We start from the raw sequence: 18,162 nt of genomic DNA on the forward strand, positions 1-18,162 counted from the left end.
GTGTCCGTGAGCTTCCTCACGCCGTCGGTGAAGGGCGCCCGCCCGACCTTCCGGAGGCGCTTGTACCGGTTGTCGTGCGATGCCACAATCACGCCGCAACCAGCGTGCCGGCAGGGGGAGTTGCGACGCGATCGGCGCAATCGACGAGAAGTGCGGGCGCGGACCCGGACGACTCCGTACTGATCGGACCGACCGGAGGAGAAGGAAAATGACCGAGCGCAGGCAGAGGCTGACCGTCCTGTTCGTGCCGGAGAGCGCGTACGGCCCGACGAACAACTGCGTCGGCATCGCGGACGTGCTGCGCCGCCGCGGTCACCGCGTCGTGTTCGCCGCCGAGGCGTCGTGGAAGGGGAGGCTGGCCGCGCTCGGCTTCGAGGAGGACCTCGTCGACCTCGCGCCGCCGCCGGCGGACGGAGCGCCGGAGCAGGATCCTGGCCAGTTCTGGAAGGACTTCGTCCGCGACACCGCCCCGGAGTTCCGCAAGCCGACGATCCAGCAGCTGGAGACGTGGATCAGACCGGTGTGGGAGGAGCTGACCGCCGGCGCCCGGCACTGCGAGCCGCAGCTGAAGGAGATCATCGCCCGGACCCGCCCCGACGTCATCGTCGAGGACAACGTGGTGGCCTTCCCGGCCCTGCTCACCGCCGGGGTCCCCTTCGTGCGGATCAACTCCTGCAACCCGCTCGAGATCAAGAGCCCGGCCGTCCCGCCCGCCTTCTCCGGCTGCCCGACGGCCGACCGCACCGGCTGGGCGGCCTTCCGCGCCGAGTACGACCGCACCCACCGCGAGCTGTGGACGTCGTTCAACGCGTGGGTGGTGGAGCAGGGGGCGCCGCCCCTGGCCGACCTCGAATTCATCCACGAGTCCGAGACCGCGAACCTGTACGTCTATCCGGGGGCCGCCGACTACCCGCGCGAGCTCGGCCCCACCTGGCGCCGCCTCGACTCGTGCGTACGCGAGACCGACAGCGCGGACTTCGACGTCCCGCCGGGCGAAGGCGCGCTCGTCTACTTCTCGCTCGGCTCACTGGGCTCGGCCGACGTGGAGCTGATGCGCCGCGTCATCGGCGTACTGGCGAAGACGCCCCACCGCTACGTCGTCTCCATGGGCCCGCTGCACGAGGAGATCGAGCTCGCCGCGAACATGACGGGCGCCGAGTTCCTCCCCCAGGCGTCGGTCCTGCCCCACGTCGACCTGGTGATCACCCACGGCGGCAACAACACGACGACCGAGTCGCTGCACTTCGGGAAGCCGATGGTCGTGCTGCCGCTGTTCTGGGACCAGTACGACAACGCGCAGCGCATGGACGAGCTCGGCTTCGGCGTCCGCCTGGACCCGTACCGCTGCACGGACGGGGAACTGACCGCCGCGATCGACCGCCTCCTCGCCGACACCGCCCTGCGCGAGCGCCTGGCCGCCACGGGCTCGGAGATCCGCGGCCGTGACGGCCTGCGCACGGCGGCCGACGCGGTCGAACGGTCCGCGCGGGCGGCCGGAGCCGCCGGGCCGACCGGGGTGTCCGGGCTCAGGTCCAGAGCACCGCGATGAAGATGTTGGCGACGGTCAGCCCGCCGACCGCCCCGAAGAGCGCCTTCTCCGCCCTCTCCTCGTCCCGCTTGACGTAGACGAGGCCGAGGATCACCACCAGGACCGCCAGCTTGATGCCGATCTTGAGGTTGTTCACGCTCTGGCCGTCCGCCTGGTTGAGCCCCACCAGCGCCACGCCCGTGATCAGCATGGTCAGCGCGCCGTGCAGCATCGCGGGCGTGAAGCGGGCCGTGCCCGCGCCTATCGCCTTCATCTGGGTCAGGAAGCCCCCGAGCAGCGAGGCGATGCCGATGATGTGCAGGCCGACGAAGACATTGATGAGTACGTCCATGGGCCGGAGCCTAGCCCCGGCCCTAGCAGCCCTCGCCGCCAGGTATGCCTGCCATCGCCGTATCGGTCACGGAAGAACGGAATGTTCTATTCCGATGTGGGTCCCCTTCTCATCCCCGTACACGGAAATGCCTGTTTCGACCACTCTCGGTCATTGTGTCTCTCCCCCGTGACCGTCCGGTTTAGCGTCCCTCCCCAGGTGGCCGATTCCCCACCGCCGCCCCTGCCCGGAGCGGCGGTCGGCCGCCACCGCCGAAGGTCCGGCGGCGGGCCGCCGCCCCGTGCGGCCCGCCGCCGGATGCGAGCGGCCGACGTACAGCGCCGTACAGGACGGAAGGACGTAAACGCCCTCGTGGCCTCGCACCGAAAGCCCAAGCAACGCATGTTCACCGGCAGCACCGCCCGCACCGCCGCAACCCTCGCGCTCGCCTCGGCCGCGAGCGCCACCGCGTTCGACGGCGTCGGGCACGCGGAACCCGCCCTCACCCCCGCTCAGGTGAAGGCGAAGGTCGACCGGCTCTACCACGACGCGGAGGTCGCCACCGAGAAGTACAACGGCGTGAAGGAGAAGGCGGACAGCGGCCGCGAGGCGCTGGACCGGCTGCGCGACGAGGCGGCCCGCAGGACCGAACGCCTCAACGCCTCACGCAACGCCCTGGGTTCGCTCGCCACCGCGCAGTACCGCGCGGGCGCGATCGACCCGTCCGTGCAGGTGGCGCTCACGTCCGACCCGGACCGGTACCTGGAACGCGCCGCGGTCGCCGAGCGCGCCGGCGACCGGCAGGCGGCGGCCGTCACCGGGGTGCGCAGGCAGCTCGGCAGGATCGATCAGCTGCGGGCGGAGGCGGACAGGCACCTGGAGCGGCTCGCGTCGCAGCAGAAGGAGCTGCGCGCCCACAAGGCGAGGATCCAGGGCCGGATCGGCGCGGCCGAGAAGCTGCTCTCCCGGCTCACGGCGGAGCAGCGGGCCCAGTACGCGCGGCAGGACGGCCACGGCGCACCGGCCGCCGCCCCCGCGCGTGCCGACCGGACCGACCGGACCGACCGGACCGCCCCGGACGCCCCGCGCGGCGGCCCGGTCCGGGCGCCCAATCCCCGCGCCGGCCAGGCGGTCTCCTTCGCGTACGGGGCGATCGGCAAGCCGTACGTCTGGGGCGCCACGGGGCCCTCCGCCTTCGACTGCTCGGGCCTGACCCAGGCGGCCTGGAAGTCAGCGGGCGTCTCGCTCCCCCGCACGACGTACACGCAGATCCACGCCGGACAGCGTGTCCCGCGCTCGCAGCTGGCCCCCGGGGACCTGGTCTTCTTCTACTCCGGCCTCAGCCACGTGGGCCTCTACATCGGCGACGGCCAGATGATCCACGCGCCCCGCCCCGGCGCCCCGGTCCGCGTGGCCCCGATCGACCAGATGCCGTTCGCGGGGGCGACACGGCCCGCGTAGGCCCGGCGGCACGGGGTAAGTGCCGTACGTAGGGCAAAACGCACGCCACTCCCTATGTCACCACCGTGAACGGAGGGCCGACCATGCCGGGCATCATCAACCGGATCAAGCAGTACGCGAGCAGCCCGCAGGGGCGTCGGACGATCGCACAGGGACGCCGCGCGGCGTCCGACCCCAGGAAGCGCGCCCAGGCCAAGCAGCTGCTGGGACGGCTGCGGGGCGGCCGGAGGCAGTACTGAGGGGTGAAGCAGGGGGCGCAGGCGCCGGGTCCGGTGATCCGGCGCCTGCGCCTGCTCATGCCTCCGGTCACGCCCGGCGCGTCCTCACGCGCCAGCGACGCGAACCCGTCGGCCGCCACGGCCTCCCGGAACCCGAAGTGGGTGACGAGGAAGCCCGCGGAGGCGGCTACGTCGTCGACGGTCAGGGACAGGGCGGTGGCGGCTATCCTCACTTGTCCTCCTGGGAGTTGGTACGGGCGCTCCGCACAGGCGGACACATTGACGGGCCGGTGGGCAAAGGCCCGGGCAGCCCTGGCGGGCCCGGATCCGGCGCGCTCGGCCGGGAACAGGCAGCTGCCGGACGAACGGGGGCGCTCGGACAGGCCGGCCGCGTGAGCGGTCATGGGGTGCTGCGGCAGCGCGCTGCGGCCACGACCGCGGCCTGAGGCGGTCGTCTCAGATGCGCCAGGCGCGCAGCCGCTCGGCGACGGCGAAGACGTCGAGGTTCTCGGTGCGGATCTCGCGGACCAGCTCGGTGAGCGCGCCGTACGGCGGGTCGATCCCCTCACCGGCCGAGGCCAGGTAGTACGTCGCCACCGAGACGCCGTACAGCGAGTTGCGGAAGGGCAGCGGCCCGAGGCGCACGATGGTGTGCAGCAGGGCCGCCGCCCGCCACGCGCCGTCGGGGTAGGTCTCCATCGTCGGGATGCGGGTCTTGTGCCGGGCCACGGCGGCCACCAGGACCGAGTAGTCCGCGACCGAGCAGTCCTCGGGAATCGCCCGCTCCTGGGCGGCCAGAAGCCACGGAATGTCGATGTACAGGCTCATTCAGGCGGCCTCGTCGCCCTGCTTGCGGTCCCACGGCGGGACCTCGTCGGGGAACGCCGCGTCGAATTCCGCCTTGTGCTCGTTGAAGAACTTCGCGACGCCCTCGACGAAGAACCGGCGCTTCTGCTCCAGCACGGAGACGTCGTGCACGTACGCCTTCACGCTCTTGCCCTCGGCAGCGGCCGCCTCGCGGACCCCGGCGAGCTCTTCTTCGGTGAATTCGATGTTCACGGCGGGCATGCTTCGATGCTAGACGAGTAGTTCCGAATGTAGCTGGCATTTGGGGCGACTGGGTACTTCAGCGGCCTGGTTGAGCACCTTGGTTGGCCGCGGGCCGGTGAGTGCGAGACTTTTCGGGTGTTGCCCGGCCTACCCGTTGCCGTACTTCGCCGTGTACGTGCGAGCGATCTCCAGCTGTTCCCGCTCCATCCACTCGGCCGCCACCAGGACGCCGGGCAAGGTCTTGCGCTGCGTCGTCACCGCACGGAACAGGTATGAGACGGTCACGTCGTGATCGGGACGACGGATAATCTCGACTTGATCGCCAGTGCGGAACTCACCAGGTTCGATCACACGCAGCATCGCCCCTGGGGAGGCAGCCTGGGTGAAACGCCGCACCCAGCCCTTCTCTCCGAGCCAGCCGGCGAAGGTGCGGCACGGAATGCGCCCGCCCGTCACTTCGAGTACGACCTCGGGGCCGACCCGCCAACGCTCGCCGACCAACGCGTCGCGCAGGTCGAGGTCGACGGTGGTGAGGTTCTCGCCGAACGCACCGTTGTCCAGCGAACGGCCCAGCTCCCGCTCCCAGCCGTCCATGTCTTCGCGCGCGAAGGCGTACACGGCCCGGTCCTCGCCGCCATGGAACCGCAGGTCGCACACCGCGTCTCCGGACACTCCGCTGGCCCCGACCCCGGGTGGGCCCGGCGACGCCACCCGGACCGGTCCCTGCACCGGCTGCTTGTCGATGCCCGTCATGCCGGACGGGGCGTCGGTAAAGGTCACGGGCTTGGCCGGGCCCACGTTCACGCTGAGGATCTTCACGGTACGCAGCCTATGTCCGCTTCAAAACGCGGCCGCCCCCTCCCCCACAGTGTGGTGACGCACGACGCAAACACAGCCTGAACAACTTGAGCTCTCTCTCCCCTCGCCCCGCAAAGCGAGGGCATCCAAGATCGTTTTGTGACAAACGAGCACTTGGACGCCCTCATCACCGAACTGTACGTAAAGATCGACGACGAGATCGGAGGGGCCCGATGCCTGGGCAGACCACCGCTGTTGAGCGACTCTGAGCTGGTCTGTCTTGCCGTCGTGCAAGCTCTGCTGGGCTTTGTCTCGGAGGCACGCTGGCTGCGCTTCGCCCGCAGCAATCTGGGCTCGATGTTCCCCTACCTGCCCAAGCGACCGGGATACAACAAGCGACTGCGGTCCGCACTGCCGCTGGTCAAGAAGGCGATACGCCTCCTCGCGGCGGATACGGACTTCTGGTTCGACAACCACTGGATCGTCGACTCCACGCCGGTGCCGTGCGGGACGTCGAGGCCGACGGTGAAACGCTCGGAGCTGGCCGGCTGGGCCGGATACGGATACTGCGCCTCCCACTCCCGCTTCTTCTGGGGCCTGCGCCTGTACCTGGTCTGCGCTCCGACCGGCATGCCCATCACCTGGGCCCTGGCCAACCCGAAGATCGACGAGCGGGAGGTCCTGGCCGCGATGTTGGACCGCGAACCGCACCTGACCGCCGAGAGGCCCGGCCTGCTGCTGATCGCGGACAAGGGCTTCGCCTCCAAGGAGTTCGAGGCCGATCTGGCCTTCCAGGGCGTGGAGTTGCTCCGCCCTTCCTTCAAGCGGGAAAAGCGCCGCACGGGCGAGTCCCTACTGAAGTCGGTGCGGCAGCTGATCGAGTCCGTCAACGACACCCTCAAGGGCCAGCTCGATCTGGAACAGCACGGCGGGCGGACCTTCGAGGGCGTCGCCGTCCGCGTCGCCCAGCGCATCCTCGCGATGGCCACGGCCATCTGGCACAACCACAAGACCGGCGCACCGGTCCTGCGATCGCTGACCACATTCGATCACTGAACACATCGGAACTACTCGTCTAGTAGTCCCGGTACCTTTCCGGTGCCGGGAACCGTTGATCTCGCGCAGCTCCTCCACCCGCCGGTGGACCACCTCCGCCGGGAGCCCCCGGCAGACCTGGCAGAGCCCGCCCGGCAGCGATACGGACCCGCCGGGCGCCCCGCACTCCGTGCACGGCATCACCCGGCGCCGCGCCGCCCCTGCCGCGGGCTCGGGCGCGGGCTCGGGCTCGGGCGGCAGCTTCTCGCGCAGCCGGCTGCGGACGATGCCGCCCGGCGAGTGCACCTGCTCCGGGAGCCCCGCCGTGAGCGCGCGCACGAGGCGGTCCGCGCTCATCCCCCGCGCGAGCCACTGCGCCGCGTCGGCCTCCAGCGCCGCGCATCCGGCGGCGGAGAGCACCATGCGGGGGTCGGTCCGGCCCAGCGAGGCGAGGACGTCGTACGCCGCCGAGCGGCCGGAGGCCCGGCTCTCCCGCACCGGCCCCGCGCCCGCCTCCGCGTCCGGTACGTCACCGGCCTCGAACCGCTCCCACCAGGCGTCGTCGCGGGCGGTGCGCGAGAAGTACGTGTGCCACACCCAGCGCGTGCATCCCTCGCCCACGTTCTCCCCGACACGTCGTGTGGCAAGCCGGTCATGGAAAGTCACCCCTCAGGTGCCGCGCGGGAGTTGGGAGGGTGGGTGGGCCCAGCCCACCACCCATTCCTTGAAAAGGACGCTCGGGTCTCGCCGCTCGGATCTCGAAGCTCAGCCGCGCGTTGCGTACGCGACGAACCGAGCCCAGGAGGGGGCGGGGAGGGTGAGCTCGGGGCCGTCCTTGAGCTTCGAGTCACGGACGTGGACGGTGTCGGGGCAGGTGGCGACCTCTACGCAGGCGCCGCCTTCGGTACCGCTGTACGTCGATTTCTTCCAGGCGAGGGCGACTTCGACGCAGTCGCCGCCTCCCGTTCCGCTGTAACTGGACTTGAACCAGACCAGTTCTGTGCTCACAGTTCCTCCGCCAACTTGCCGATGAATCGCACGGACTCTTCAGGGCTGAGTGCCCGCCGAAGGATCATGGCATGGCGCTGCGTGACGATGCAGACCTTCTCCGGGTCCGAATACAATACGCCTGCCGTCTGCCCCTCCTCGTAGGCAAGATGCTCATGCTCAGGGGTCTCCAACAGAACGATGGGCCCATTGAGTCCCGGATGAGCACCCCCGCCGGGGAGGACCTGAATGGTGACATTCCGCTGCTCACCCGCCTCCGCCAGGTGGTGCAACTGCCGCCTGTGTGCTTCCGCGCTGCCGACAGCGTCATTCAACGCAGCCTCAGCGATTACGAAGTTGAATGATCTGGTGCGCTTCTCCAGCAGGAGCTGCCGCTCCAATCGAGCTGCCACCCGAACGTCGATCGTCTCGTCATCCAGTGGCGGCCAGTGTGCGCCGAGCAGAGCCCGGACCGTCTCTTCGGTCTGCAATAGGCCCGGAATCAGCAGCGGCTGGAAAGAGCTGAGGACAATCGCCTCAGCCTCGTAGCGGATGAAGTCCTGGGAGTACGACAGGAACTTCTCCGGCACCAGAAACTCCCGCGCCGCGATCAGCAGCCCGCCCGCCCCGCACAGCCCGTCCGCCACCTGGAGCAGGTGCAGCGTCGGTTTGCGCCGCCCCGCCTCCATCGACTTCACGTACTCGTAGCTGCAACTGGCCTCCTCGGCCAGCGCCTCCCGCGTCACTCCCGCCCGCTCGCGCCACCGTTTGATCTGGTTGCCGCAGTACCGCCACGCCATCGGGGGTTCGGGGTTCGTCATGGATACAACCACCCTCTGTACGCGAGCCGTTACTTCAGCAGGCTATTCCCACCTCTGCACCGTATGAGCCATGAACGACCACATCGAGTGGCATTTCCGCCGCCACCCCCGCAACGTCCGCCGGGCCCGCGTCCTCCTCGCCGAGCAGGCACGGGAGTGGAAGGTGCCCGATGCCGTCGCCGAAACCGCCGTGCTCCTCCTCAGCGAGCTCGTGACGAACTCCCTGCGCCACGCGGGGTGCGCGCCCGGTCGGGAGATCCGGGTGCGGTTCGCGGTACGGGGCGACGTCCTCCGTGTCGAGGTGTCGGACGCCTGCGTCGTGCTCCCGCATCCGCGCGACGCGTCGCCGGACGACGAGACGGGGCGCGGGCTCGCGCTGGTCGACGCGCTCGCCGGGCGGTGGGGGGCCGCGCCACGGGAGTGCGGGATCGGCAAGACGGTGTGGTTCGAGGTCGATGCCGAGGTCAATTGCCTTGAGGCGGCCGACGACGGTGTGTAACGGTGCGCCCATGCCGAACGATCCCCGCGCCCCTCTTCCCAAGTCCGTCGGGGAGGCCATGGTCGCAGAACAGACCGCCGGTACCCGTCTGCGCCACCTCTGCTTCTGGGGCCATCAGCCCACTCCCGGAGCCGCCGCCGGGCCCGGCTGCCTCAGCCAGTGGTGGCCCGTCGAGTTCACCGAGGACGGCCACACCTACCGCTCCGCCGAGCACTACATGATGGCGCACAAGGCGTGGCTGTTCGGTGATCCCGGAACCGCCGCCGAGATCCTCGGCGCCGAGCATCCCGGCGAGGCGAAGTCCCTGGGCCGCCGGATCGCCGGCTTCGACGAGGCGCTCTGGCGCGAGCACCGGTACGGGATCGTCGTACGCGGCAACATCGCCAAGTTCGGACAGCACGACGACCTGCGCGCGTACCTCCTGGGCACGCGCGACCGCGTCCTGGTCGAAGCCAGCCCGGTGGACCGGATCTGGGGCATCGGGCTGGCGGCCGACGACGAACGCGCCGCGTCCCCCACCACCTGGCGCGGGCTGAACCTGCTCGGCTTCGCGCTGATGGACGCCCGTGACGCGCTGGGGAACACGGGCAACAGCTGAGTACGCCTCACGGTTTCAGCGGCTCGACGAAGCGGTACCGGCCCCTGTCCCTGCTGCCCCGCTCCCCCGGCGGGCCCAGCTCCACCAGGGCCATCGGCCGGTCGGTCAGCTCGCCGGTGTCGGGGTCGAACGCGATCTCGCCGCTGGCGCCGCGCACCCGGAACGAGCCGTTGGTCTGGCCCGGCAGTTCGTGGACCGTCCCGGCGGTGACGTGTTCCGGGCCGTAGCTGTCGACGGCCCGGCGGGCGGCGATGCCCACCGTGTACACCGCGTCGTGCCCGACCATCGCCTGGTCGTTGGCCAGCGCGTCCACAGGGCCGCCGCGCACCTCCAGGTAGCGGCGCTCGAAGTCGGCGTACGGCCCGCGTTCCCGGCCGCCGTACGGCCCCGGCCGCCGTCCCCGGGGAGGATCAGCGACTCGACGTACGTCTGCACCTACCGGTCGCGTTCCGATTCCCCCGCCCAGTCCCGCGGCATCAGTCCGCTTCCTCCCGCGTCCGGCGCCGCATCGGTGCGGCGTCACCAGAGGAGGATCGATATCCCTGTGGCGCAAGGGAACTGACAAGTGATGGACCAAGGACGTATCTCACGCCGGCCACCGGTCCCGCACCGGCGGACGGCACACCGGCCGGCGTCACACCAGCCGGCGTGCCGTCGCCCAGCGCGTCAGCTCGTGCCGGTTGGAGAGCTGGAGCTTGCGCAGGACCGCGGACACATGGCTCTCGACCGTCTTGACCGAGATGAAGAGCTGCTTCGCGATCTCCTTGTACGCGTACCCCCGGGCGATCAGCCGCAGCACCTCGCGCTCGCGCTGCGTGAGGCGGTCCAGGTCCTCGTCGACCGGCGGCGCGTCCGTCGACGCGAACGCGTCCAGCACGAAGCCCGCCAGCCGGGGCGAGAAGACCGCGTCGCCGTCCTGCACGCGGAAGACCGAGTCGACGAGGTCGGTGCCGGTGATCGTCTTCGTCACGTACCCCCGCGCGCCGCCCCGGATCACGCCGATCACGTCCTCCGCCGCGTCCGACACCGACAGGGCCAGGAACCGCACCGGGTTCTCCGCCGCCTGCATCAGCGGCGCGCAGCGGCGCAGGACCTCGACGCCGCCGCCGCCCGGCAGGTGGACGTCGAGCAGGACCACCTCGGGGCGGGTCGCCGTGATGACCGTGACCGCCTGGTCGACGTCGGCGGCCTCGCCGACCACCTCGACGCCGGTCGTCTCCGTCTGCCCGATCTCCGCCTGCACCCCCGTACGGAACATGCGGTGGTCGTCCACCAGCACCACCCGTACGCGCCTGTCCTCCGTCATGCGTCCGCCGCCCTCTCCATCTCAAGCTCGACTTCCGTGCCCCCGTCGGGCGCGGAACGCAGCCTCGCCGTGCCGCCGTTGCGCTGCATCCGTCCGATGATCGACTCCCGCACGCCCATACGGTCGTCCGGTACCGCGTCGAGATCGAACCCGGGCCCCCGGTCCCGTACGGACACGAAGACCGTCCGGCCCTCGACCTCGGCGTAGACCTGCACCGCCCCGCCCTCGCCACCGTACTTGGCGGCGTTCACCATCGCCTCGCGCGCGGCCTGCATCTGCGCTGTCAGCCCGTCGTCGAGCGGGCAGTCGCCGACGACCACGACCTCCAGCGGCACGCCGTGCTTGTCCTCGACCTCCGCCGCCGTGCGCTTGACCGCCTCCGCGAGGGTGTCGGGCTCCTGCGACTCGTCCTTGCCGTTGCCCTCCGGCTTGTAGAGCCAGTTGCGCAGTTCCCGCTCCTGGGCGCGGGCGAGGCGCCGTACCTCTCCCGTGTCCTCCGCGTTGCGCTGGATCAGGGTCAGGGTGTGGAGCACCGAGTCGTGGACGTGGGCCGCGACTTCGGCGCGTTCCTGGGCGCGGATGCGCATCAGGCGCTCCTCGGACAGGTCCTGGGTCATCCGGACCAGCCAGGGGCCCGCGAGGAGCGCGATGCCGGCGACGACCGCGAGGGCCGCCGTCAGTACGCTGCCGAGCTGCGCGGCGGATCCCCGTACCACCAGGAACGCGGTCAGGCCCATGCCGACCAGCGCGACTCCCGCCATGCCGCGCGCGAGTTGCAGCATCCGGCGGCGGCGGCCGGTCCCCGTCCAGTGGGCGCGGCGCGCGTTGTCGGCCTGGCGCCACACCAGGACGACGCCCAGGCTGATCAGCAGCGTCGGCCAGACGTACCGCCCGGCCCGGCCCCCCACTTCGACGCTGCTGACGAAGGTGCCGGCGCTGATGAGCAGCGCGAAGAGCGCGAAGACCTGTCCCTTGTCGGGTTTGCGGAGCCTGCGGCGCCCGTCGGGTGCGGTCTCGAAGGCCGAGCGCGGCGCGTCCGCCCCGCCCGCCCCGCCCACGCCGCCCACGCCGAGCGGCACCACGAACCAGAAGACGGCGTACAGCAGCGCGCCCATGCCGTCCGCCAGGAAGAGGACGAGGAAGACGATCCGTACCCACACGACCGGCACCCCGAGATGCCCGGCGAGCCCGCGCGCGACCCCTCCGAGCATCCGCCCCTCGGCGCTGCGGTAGAGCTTGCGCGGCTGCAGCTCCTCCGGTTCGGGGGCGTGGGAGCCCGCGGCTCGGCGGGGCGTGGCGACTGGCATGCCCCGATGGTCACACGTACGGGCGGGCGGGGGCATCAGGGGCGGTCCCCTACATGCCCCTGACCCGTCACCGGCGGGGCGGGCCGCAGCCGGGGCGCCGGAAGGGCGTCAGGGGCGGAAATCAGGGATCGTCCAGGGTCGGCGCGGGTGCCGCGGCGCCGGAGCGCCCCGCACCATGGACGTATGACACAGCCGTACGACGCCGCCGCTCCCCGGGGAGCCGCCGAGGAACCGCTGCCGCAGACGCCGCAGCCCCCGCTGCGCCGCAGCAGGCGGCACAAGCTGGTGGGCGGCGTGTGCGGCGGGCTCGGCCGGCACTTCGACCTCGACCCGGTGATCTTCCGGATCGGTCTCGGCGTCCTGACCGTCACCGGCGGCATCGGCCTGATCTTCTACGGCTTCGCGTGGCTCGTCGTCCCCCTCGACGGCGAGGACGAGAACGAGGCCCGCCGGCTGCTCACGGGCCGGGTCGACGGCGCCGCCCTCATCGCCGTGCTCTTCGCCCTCGCCGGCTGCGGCCTCTTCCTCTCGATGCTGAACAACAACTCCGTCCTCGGCTTCGCCGTCATGCTCTCGATCGCCCTCGCCGGCGCCGGCTACTGGTCCCAGCGCCGCCGCCTCGCCGATCCCAGGACCGGCCCGCTCGATCCGGTGGCCGCGCAGGCGGCCGCGGTCGCGCCGCCCGAGACGCAGGCTCCGCCCGTGCCCGGAGCGCCCTCCTGGTGGCGGGACCCCATCGTCAAGGACGGCACCACGGGCCCGGTCGCCGGCGGCTACCTGTGGGGCCCCGAGGACGCGGTCGCGGACGCGGCGCCGGACCTGGACCCGGCCGGCACCCCCGGCGGCCCCCCGCGGCAGCGGCGCGATCCGGCGACGCGCGGTCCGCGCGGCATCGGCGGCCGGGTGTTCCTGCTGGCCTTGCTGGCGGCCGGACTCGGCACCGGTCTGACGTGGGACACCCAGCCGCTCGGCACGAGCCTCCAGACCGGCCTGTCCTGCGCTCTCGGTGTCTTCGGGCTCGGCATCGCGGTCAGCGCCTTCCGCGGGCGTACGAGCATCGGCTCGGTCTTCCTCGCCGTGATCACGGCGCTGTTGCTGGCCGGGGCCGCCGCCCTGCCGAAGGAGATCTCCACGGACTGGATGCGTACGGACTGGACCCCCGCGTCGGCCTCGGCCGTGCGGCCGGGATACCAGCTCGGGTCGGGCGTGGGCACGCTCGACCTCAGCGCTGTGCGCATCCCCGCGGACTCCTCGGTGGCCACCCGGGTGGAGGTCGGCGCCGGGCTGCTCAAGGTCGTCGTACCGAAGGACGCGACGGTGGAACTCCGCACGGAGCTGGGCGCCGGCGACATCCAGCTGCCGGGGCAGACCCGGCAGGGCCTCCGCGTCCGGACGGACCACGACCGGCAGCAGACGCTGGAGCCGCCGCAGGGCGGCGAGGGCGCCGGGACGCTCGAACTGCGGCTGGAAGTCGGCGTCGGACAGGTGGAGGTGACCCGTGCGGCGAAGTGAGAAGCAGACGCGGACGGAGGCCGGCCCGTCCCGTTTCCGGCACGAGTTCAGGCCCGGCAGGCTGATCACCGGCCTCGTCCTGCTGGGCACGGCCGTCGCGTACGCCGGTGACGCGGGCGGCCTCTGGCACGTCCCCTCCTACGTGGTGCTCCCGGCGCTCTGCCTCGGACTGCTGGTCGCGGGCACGGCGAGCTGGGTGGCCTACAGCGTGCGCCGGCGCGCCGCCAGAGCGGCGTCGACGGAGAGGAACGCGGCGCCCGCGAGCACCAACGGCAGCCAGGCCATGAGGTAGACCAGGTCGTTCCCGTAGTAGTACGGATCGCTCTGCCAGCTCACGGTCAGCCACAGGCTCAGCGAGATCAGCGCCCCGCCCAGCGCGGCCAGCCGTGCGAGCAGCCCGATCAAGGTGGCGACGCCGACGGCGAGTTCACCGATGGCGATGGTGTAGCCGAAGCCCTCGGGGTTCTTGAGGGCGAGGTCGACGAGGGTGGGGACGGCCGAGCTGTCGCGCACGGCGCGCATCATGTCGCCGATCGACCCGGTGCCGGCCGCCGACATGAACCGGCTGTCCGTCAGCTTGTCGAGCCCGGCGTAGACGAAGGTGACGCCGAGGAAGAGCCGCAGGGGCAGCAGCGCGTAGCGGCTCGCCGTCGCCCGCAGGCCCCCGCGCCCGCGCGGCCCGTCGCCCCACCCCGTGCCGGTCGTGCCGCCGCCGGTCCGATAGCCGTGAGTCATGGTCTGGTCCCGCCTCTCCGAAACGCCCGTGCGGCGCGGGCACAATTCTTCCCGCCCTGTTCGAAGAGGGATACGTGTGCGGTGGGGATCGGGCTCAGACGGCCGCCCGCCGGCCGCTCACCGGCACGCTCCCGGTGCCCCGCCGACTCCCGCTCAGTCCGTGACGTCGATCGTCACCGGCTCGGTCTCCGTGCCCGCCGCCGTCACCACCTGCACCTCGACCCGGCCCGGCTCGACCTCCACCGGCACGGGCACGGTCAGCACCGTGTCCGTCGGATTGGCGAAGCCGCCGGTCACCGGGATCAGCGGCACATGGACGTGCACCGTTCCGATCCGTACGACCATCCGGGCCAGCCGGTCGGGGGTCCCCGCGCCCGGCGGCACGAAGCCCGCGCCGCGGATCTCGATGTCGTCGCCGGTGCGGATGGGCGCGTCCAGGTCGCCCGCCTCCCTGGTCCGTACGACCGACAGGACCACCGGGCGGCCGCCCTCCGCGTACTTGCCCGCGAAGTACGTCGCCGCCGAGACCGCCACCAGCAGGGCCAGACCCCACGGCAGGTCGGGCAGCTGCTCGGGCCGCCGGGCGAGGCGTACCACCGCGAAGACCACCGCGACCCCGCTCACCAGGACGTACTGGATGTCGGAGAAGCTGCCGCGGCCCGAGTCGTCGGTGAGCAGGTCGGCGGCGCGGGGCCGGTCGGCCCGTACCTTCTGGAGGCGCTGGGTGAGCACGCGCACGGTCACCACATGGCGGACGACGACGGCGATCGCGCAGGTCAGCGCGAGGACGGTCACCATGCCGACGCCACGGGCGAGTTCGAGGCCGGCGATGAGCGCGTCACGGCCGCCGTGGTCGGAGGCGCCGGCCAGCTGGATCGCGATCACCAGCACCGCGAAGACGACGAGCAGCACCCAGCTCGCGGCGACGGCGCGCGAGGTCGACAGCCGGTTGTCCTCGCCGATGAGGGGCGCGAGGAGCCCGCCGCGCGCCCGGTGCACGTGCGCCGCGCCGGTCAGCAGGGCGGCGGTGACGAGCGCGGCGAGGAGCCCCGCGGTGCGGGCCGCGGTCCACCCGGCGCCGATGGCGGTGAAGGCCTGCGCGAGGACGAGCACGAGCACCCCGCCCCACACCACGGCCAGCGTGCTGCGCCACACCCGCCGCAGCCACGCCTCGCCCGCCTCGCGGCTGCGCTCGGCGACCGCGCGGGCCGACTGGGTCAGCTCGTCCGACACCCACTGGCGCGAGGCGCCGGCGGAGTGCGCGACGGCGGCGGGCAGGCCCCGGCCCGCGGCCAGACCGTCCCGCTTGGCGAGGAATTCCGCCACCGCGCGCCGGTGCCCCTCACGCACGCCCTGGGGGCAGTCGCCGCACGTACAACCGCCGCCGCCACCGCCACTGTGCGTGTTCTGCATCGCCTCTTGCACAGCCACGGAGGATGCCGCCCTTTCGAACCAACCCGCCGGAGGGAACTTCCTTCCGCGATAAGGAAATTGTGCCGTACGCGGGACGGCCCGCGCGCCGCGGCCGGCGCCGGCCCCGACCGTGCGCGCTCGGACCGTCCCGGGCCGGCGGTTGATCGCCGTGAGGCCGATTGCGATGACGAAGGGATACTCCACTGACAGGTTCTCCCTCTGGAGACCAGTCGGTACGGAGGAACGGGTCGCAGGATCCAGCTCGTAGGTGCAGACAACGGGCAGGCCGTCGCTCTCTTCGACCCGCCAGAAGTACGTGACACCGGCCGCGGCGTACTTGCGAGGCTTGACCTCGCGGTCCCGGGCCTCGGAGTCCGGCGATACGACCTCGACGGCCAGGAGGATGTCCTCGGGCCTGAACCACGTCTGTTTCGGCCCCGTGTTCGCCTTCGCTGAAAACACCGGCACGTCGGGTCCGGGGCGATTGTGCTTGTCCAGCTTGATCGTCATTTCCCGGACGACGTCCAGATGGTCCGGGGCCTGCTCCCAGAGGGCGTTCTCCGGCAGGCGCATCGTCCGCGCGTGAAACGCCGTCTGCGGACTCATGAACACCAGGCTCCCGTCGATCAGCTCGGTGTGCGGCGGGAGGCCCGGGATCCGGTCGAGATCATCCGCCGTCCAGCCACCCCCGGGCGGGATCGGCCACAGGTACTTCTGCTCTTCGAGCTCGTAACTCAGGTGCGGCGCTCGTGGTTGCTCCCGTGCGACGGGGTCTCGCGTGCACAGTCAGCGTACCCACGGGATACGACGGCGCCGCCGCTCAGACGAATGAGCGACGGCGTCGGCGTTGACCTGACCGAGCGGGGAGGGTCACTCCCACTCGATCGTGCCCGGCGGCTTGCTCGTCACGTCGAGCACCACGCGGTTCACGTCCGCGACCTCGTTGGTGATGCGGGTGGAGATCTTCGCCAGTACGTCGTACGGCATCCGCGTCCAGTCCGCCGTCATCGCGTCCTCGGACGAGACCGGGCGCAGCACGATCGGGTGGCCGTACGTCCGGCCGTCGCCCTGGACACCCACGGACCGTACGTCCGCGAGCAGCACGACCGGGCACTGCCAGATGTCGCGGTCCAGGCCGGCCGCCGTCAGCTCCTCGCGGGCGATCGCGTCGGCGTCGCGCAGCAGGTCCAGGCGCTCCTTGGTGACCTCGCCGACGATGCGGATGCCGAGGCCGGGGCCGGGGAAGGGCTGGCGCTGGACGATCTCCTCCGGCAGGCCGAGCTCCTGGCCGACCATCCGGACCTCGTCCTTGAACAGCTGGCGCAGCGGCTCGACGAGCTCGAACTCGATGTCGTCGGGGAGGCCGCCCACGTTGTGGTGGGACTTGATGTTCGCGGTGCCGGTGCCGCCGCCGGACTCGACCACGTCCGGGTAGAGCGTGCCCTGCACGAGGAACGCGACGTCCTCGCCCTCCGCGCCGGCCTCGGCGACGATCTCCGCCTGGGCCTGCTCGAAGACGCGGATGAACTCACGGCCGATGATCTTGCGCTTCTCCTCGGGGTCGGAGACCCCGGCGAGGGCGTTCAGGAAGCGCTCCTGCGCGTCGACGACCTTCAACTGCACGCCGGTGGCGGCGACGAAGTCCTTCTCGACCTGCTCGGTCTCGCCCTTGCGCATCAGGCCGTGGTCGACGTACACGCAGGTCAGCTGGTCACCGATGGCCTTCTGCACGAGCGCCGCCGCGACCGCGGAGTCCACGCCGCCGGACAGGCCGCAGATGGCGCGCTTGGTGCCGACCTGCGCGCGGATCGCGGCGATCTGCTCCTCGACGACGTTGTGCGTGGTCCAGTCGGGGTCGATGCCCGCGCCCCGGTAGAGGAAGTGCTCCAGGACCTGCTGGCCGTGCGTGGAGTGCATCACCTCGGGGTGGTACTGCACGCCGTACAGCTTCTTCTCGTCGTTCTCGAAGGCGGCGACCGGCACGACGTCCGTGGACGCGGTGACGCTGAAGCCCTCGGGCGCGACCGAGCAGGCGTCGCCGTGCGACATCCACACCGACTGCTCGGCGGGGGTGCCCTCGAAGAGCGTGGAGCCGGTCTTGGTGACGGCCAGAGGGGTACGCCCGTACTCGCGCGCACCGTTGTCGTCGACGGTGCCGCCGAGCGTCGTGGCCATCAGCTGGAAGCCGTAGCACATGCCGAAGACGGGGACGCCCGCCTCGAAGATCTCGCGGTCTATGGTCGGGGCGCCCTCGGCGTACACGGAGGACGGGCCGCCGGAGAGGATGATCGCCTTGGGGTTCTTGGCCAGCATCTCCGCCACCGGCATGGTGCTGGGAACGATCTCGCTGTAGACCCGGGCCTCACGGACACGGCGGGCGATGAGCTGGGCGTACTGCGCGCCGAAGTCGACAACGAGGACGGCGTCGGGGGCGGCGGGGGGCACTGCTGGCACGAGGGCGGCCTTCCGGCGGTGAAGGGTGTCGGGACGGTCAATTCTACCGGGGGCGAGTCATTCCCCTTGTCTCACCATCCGAACCCGGCGTTGGCCGTCCGCCGGCGGC

At 71.5% G+C, this 18,162-nt stretch carries 19 protein-coding genes and 2 pseudogenes; 7 read left to right on the forward strand and 14 right to left on the reverse strand.

All coding sequences use genetic code 11. The features are described from left to right. The first annotated feature begins 208 nt into the window (after positions 1-208). Positions 209-1,549 carry a glycosyltransferase gene (locus BN1555_RS12540; protein WP_093799475.1) on the forward strand — a complete coding sequence of 447 codons (1,341 nt, stop codon included), beginning with the start codon at positions 209-211 and terminating at the stop codon, positions 1,547-1,549. Here the strand turns inward: BN1555_RS12540 and BN1555_RS12545 are convergent. Then, positions 1,527-1,880, reverse strand: coding sequence for a hypothetical protein (locus BN1555_RS12545; RefSeq protein WP_093799476.1), 354 nt, complete (start codon positions 1,878-1,880; stop codon positions 1,527-1,529). The genes BN1555_RS12540 and BN1555_RS12545 overlap by 23 nt on opposite strands. Before the next feature lie 297 nt (positions 1,881-2,177). Here BN1555_RS12545 and BN1555_RS12550 point away from each other — a divergent pair, with 297 nt between their 5' ends. Continuing rightward, a complete protein-coding gene (locus BN1555_RS12550; protein ID WP_093799477.1) occupies positions 2,178-3,320 on the forward strand; it encodes a C40 family peptidase in 1,143 nt (380 codons plus the stop codon). A gap of 316 nt (positions 3,321-3,636) precedes the next feature. Here BN1555_RS12550 and BN1555_RS12555 read toward each other — a convergent pair. From BN1555_RS12555 to BN1555_RS12570, 4 genes and pseudogenes are all read right to left on the reverse strand, one after another. After that, a pseudogene (locus tag BN1555_RS12555) lies at positions 3,637-3,771 on the reverse strand (glyoxalase); the annotation flags it as partial. A 223-nt stretch (positions 3,772-3,994) separates the two neighbouring features. Continuing rightward, entirely contained in the window at positions 3,995-4,366 is a 372-nt protein-coding gene (locus tag BN1555_RS12560) for a toxin Doc (protein WP_093799478.1), read from the reverse strand. Next, entirely contained in the window at positions 4,367-4,606 is a 240-nt protein-coding gene (locus BN1555_RS12565; protein ID WP_093799479.1) for a hypothetical protein, read from the reverse strand. Between the two features lie 129 nt (positions 4,607-4,735). Continuing rightward, positions 4,736-5,407 (reverse strand): MOSC domain-containing protein, encoded by a 672-nt coding sequence (locus BN1555_RS12570; protein WP_093799480.1) that lies wholly within the window; start codon positions 5,405-5,407, stop codon positions 4,736-4,738. 138 nt (positions 5,408-5,545) lie between these two features. Here BN1555_RS12570 and BN1555_RS12575 point away from each other — a divergent pair, with 138 nt between their 5' ends. Beyond that, positions 5,546-6,442, forward strand: coding sequence for an IS982 family transposase (locus BN1555_RS12575; protein ID WP_093799481.1), 897 nt, complete (start codon positions 5,546-5,548; stop codon positions 6,440-6,442). A 744-nt stretch (positions 6,443-7,186) separates the two neighbouring features. Here the strand turns inward: BN1555_RS12575 and BN1555_RS12580 are convergent. Both BN1555_RS12580 and BN1555_RS12585 read right to left on the reverse strand, forming a co-directional pair. Further along, on the reverse strand, positions 7,187-7,429 hold the full coding sequence (locus BN1555_RS12580; RefSeq protein WP_093799482.1) for a DUF397 domain-containing protein: 243 nt from the start codon (positions 7,427-7,429) through the stop codon (positions 7,187-7,189). Then, positions 7,426-8,229, reverse strand: a complete 804-nt coding sequence (locus BN1555_RS12585) for a helix-turn-helix domain-containing protein (protein WP_255306014.1) — start codon at positions 8,227-8,229, stop codon at positions 7,426-7,428. Before BN1555_RS12585 ends, BN1555_RS12580 begins: the two co-directional genes overlap by 4 nt. Before the next feature lie 70 nt (positions 8,230-8,299). Between BN1555_RS12585 and BN1555_RS12590 the strand changes: the two genes are divergently transcribed. Then, positions 8,300-8,728, forward strand: coding sequence for an ATP-binding protein (locus BN1555_RS12590; protein WP_093799484.1), 429 nt, complete (start codon positions 8,300-8,302; stop codon positions 8,726-8,728). A 10-nt stretch (positions 8,729-8,738) separates the two neighbouring features. Next, the gene (locus BN1555_RS12595) at positions 8,739-9,326 is read left to right on the forward strand and encodes a riboflavin biosynthesis intermediates N-glycosidase (protein ID WP_093799485.1); all 588 of its coding nucleotides are present in this window, start codon (positions 8,739-8,741) and stop codon (positions 9,324-9,326) included. A 7-nt stretch (positions 9,327-9,333) separates the two neighbouring features. Here the strand turns inward: BN1555_RS12595 and BN1555_RS12600 are convergent, their stop codons facing one another. The 3 genes from BN1555_RS12600 to BN1555_RS12610 all read right to left on the reverse strand — a co-directional run bounded on the left by BN1555_RS12600 (position 9,334) and on the right by BN1555_RS12610 (position 11,939). Beyond that, positions 9,334-9,639, reverse strand: a complete 306-nt coding sequence (locus BN1555_RS12600; protein ID WP_093799486.1) for a hypothetical protein — start codon at positions 9,637-9,639, stop codon at positions 9,334-9,336. Between the two features lie 321 nt (positions 9,640-9,960). After that, positions 9,961-10,632 (reverse strand): LuxR C-terminal-related transcriptional regulator, encoded by a 672-nt coding sequence (locus BN1555_RS12605; RefSeq protein WP_093799487.1) that lies wholly within the window; start codon positions 10,630-10,632, stop codon positions 9,961-9,963. Beyond that, positions 10,629-11,939 (reverse strand): ATP-binding protein, encoded by a 1,311-nt coding sequence (locus tag BN1555_RS12610; RefSeq protein ID WP_093799488.1) that lies wholly within the window; start codon positions 11,937-11,939, stop codon positions 10,629-10,631. The genes BN1555_RS12605 and BN1555_RS12610 overlap by 4 nt, the downstream gene beginning before the upstream one ends. A gap of 183 nt (positions 11,940-12,122) precedes the next feature. Here BN1555_RS12610 and BN1555_RS12615 point away from each other — a divergent pair, with 183 nt between their 5' ends. Together BN1555_RS12615 and BN1555_RS12620 are read left to right on the forward strand one after the other, a co-directional pair. Beyond that, positions 12,123-13,451, forward strand: coding sequence for a PspC domain-containing protein (locus BN1555_RS12615; protein ID WP_093799489.1), 1,329 nt, complete (start codon positions 12,123-12,125; stop codon positions 13,449-13,451). Further along, the gene (locus tag BN1555_RS12620; RefSeq protein WP_369688970.1) at positions 13,438-13,743 is read left to right on the forward strand and encodes a hypothetical protein; all 306 of its coding nucleotides are present in this window, start codon (positions 13,438-13,440) and stop codon (positions 13,741-13,743) included. Before BN1555_RS12615 ends, BN1555_RS12620 begins: the two co-directional genes overlap by 14 nt. Here BN1555_RS12620 and BN1555_RS12625 read toward each other — a convergent pair. The 4 genes and pseudogenes from BN1555_RS12625 to guaA form a co-directional block, all read right to left on the reverse strand. Continuing rightward, on the reverse strand, positions 13,653-14,186 hold the full coding sequence (locus BN1555_RS12625; RefSeq protein WP_093799490.1) for a DoxX family protein: 534 nt from the start codon (positions 14,184-14,186) through the stop codon (positions 13,653-13,655). The genes BN1555_RS12620 and BN1555_RS12625 overlap by 91 nt on opposite strands. A gap of 153 nt (positions 14,187-14,339) precedes the next feature. Next, complete coding sequence (locus BN1555_RS12630; protein WP_176710273.1) at positions 14,340-15,599, reverse strand: hypothetical protein; 1,260 nt, start codon at positions 15,597-15,599, stop codon at positions 14,340-14,342. 300 nt (positions 15,600-15,899) lie between these two features. Then, positions 15,900-16,385 (reverse strand): annotated as a pseudogene (locus BN1555_RS38945) (Uma2 family endonuclease); the annotation flags it as partial. Positions 16,386-16,469: 84 nt separating this feature from the next. Further along, positions 16,470-18,053 carry a glutamine-hydrolyzing GMP synthase gene (gene guaA, locus BN1555_RS12635; protein WP_093799492.1) on the reverse strand — a complete coding sequence of 528 codons (1,584 nt, stop codon included), beginning with the start codon at positions 18,051-18,053 and terminating at the stop codon, positions 16,470-16,472. Between the last annotated feature and the right edge of the window lie 109 nt (positions 18,054-18,162).

It is taken from the genome of Streptomyces sp. Wb2n-11 (genome assembly GCF_001049855.1).
In the GTDB taxonomy this organism is placed as follows: domain Bacteria; phylum Actinomycetota; class Actinomycetes; order Streptomycetales; family Streptomycetaceae; genus Streptomyces; species Streptomyces altiplanensis.

Excerpts from the sequence above, each read along its gene's own strand:
- BN1555_RS12540 (WP_093799475.1), top strand. The coding sequence starts at position 209 with ATGACCGAGCGCAGGCAGAGGCTGACCGTCCTGTTCGTGCCGGAGAGC.
- BN1555_RS12545 (WP_093799476.1), bottom strand. The coding sequence starts at position 1,880 with ATGGACGTACTCATCAATGTCTTCGTCGGCCTGCACATCATCGGCATC.
- BN1555_RS12550 (WP_093799477.1), top strand. The coding sequence starts at position 2,178 with ATGCGAGCGGCCGACGTACAGCGCCGTACAGGACGGAAGGACGTAAAC.
- BN1555_RS12560 (WP_093799478.1), bottom strand. The coding sequence starts at position 4,366 with ATGAGCCTGTACATCGACATTCCGTGGCTTCTGGCCGCCCAGGAGCGG.
- BN1555_RS12565 (WP_093799479.1), bottom strand. The coding sequence starts at position 4,606 with ATGCCCGCCGTGAACATCGAATTCACCGAAGAAGAGCTCGCCGGGGTC.
- BN1555_RS12585 (WP_255306014.1), bottom strand. The coding sequence starts at position 8,229 with ATGACGAACCCCGAACCCCCGATGGCGTGGCGGTACTGCGGCAACCAG.
- BN1555_RS12590 (WP_093799484.1), top strand. The coding sequence starts at position 8,300 with ATGAACGACCACATCGAGTGGCATTTCCGCCGCCACCCCCGCAACGTC.
- BN1555_RS12595 (WP_093799485.1), top strand. The coding sequence starts at position 8,739 with ATGCCGAACGATCCCCGCGCCCCTCTTCCCAAGTCCGTCGGGGAGGCC.
- BN1555_RS12605 (WP_093799487.1), bottom strand. The coding sequence starts at position 10,632 with ATGACGGAGGACAGGCGCGTACGGGTGGTGCTGGTGGACGACCACCGC.
- BN1555_RS12610 (WP_093799488.1), bottom strand. The coding sequence starts at position 11,939 with ATGCCAGTCGCCACGCCCCGCCGAGCCGCGGGCTCCCACGCCCCCGAA.
- BN1555_RS12615 (WP_093799489.1), top strand. The coding sequence starts at position 12,123 with ATGACACAGCCGTACGACGCCGCCGCTCCCCGGGGAGCCGCCGAGGAA.
- BN1555_RS12625 (WP_093799490.1), bottom strand. The coding sequence starts at position 14,186 with ATGACTCACGGCTATCGGACCGGCGGCGGCACGACCGGCACGGGGTGG.
- BN1555_RS12630 (WP_176710273.1), bottom strand. The coding sequence starts at position 15,599 with ATGCAGAACACGCACAGTGGCGGTGGCGGCGGCGGTTGTACGTGCGGC.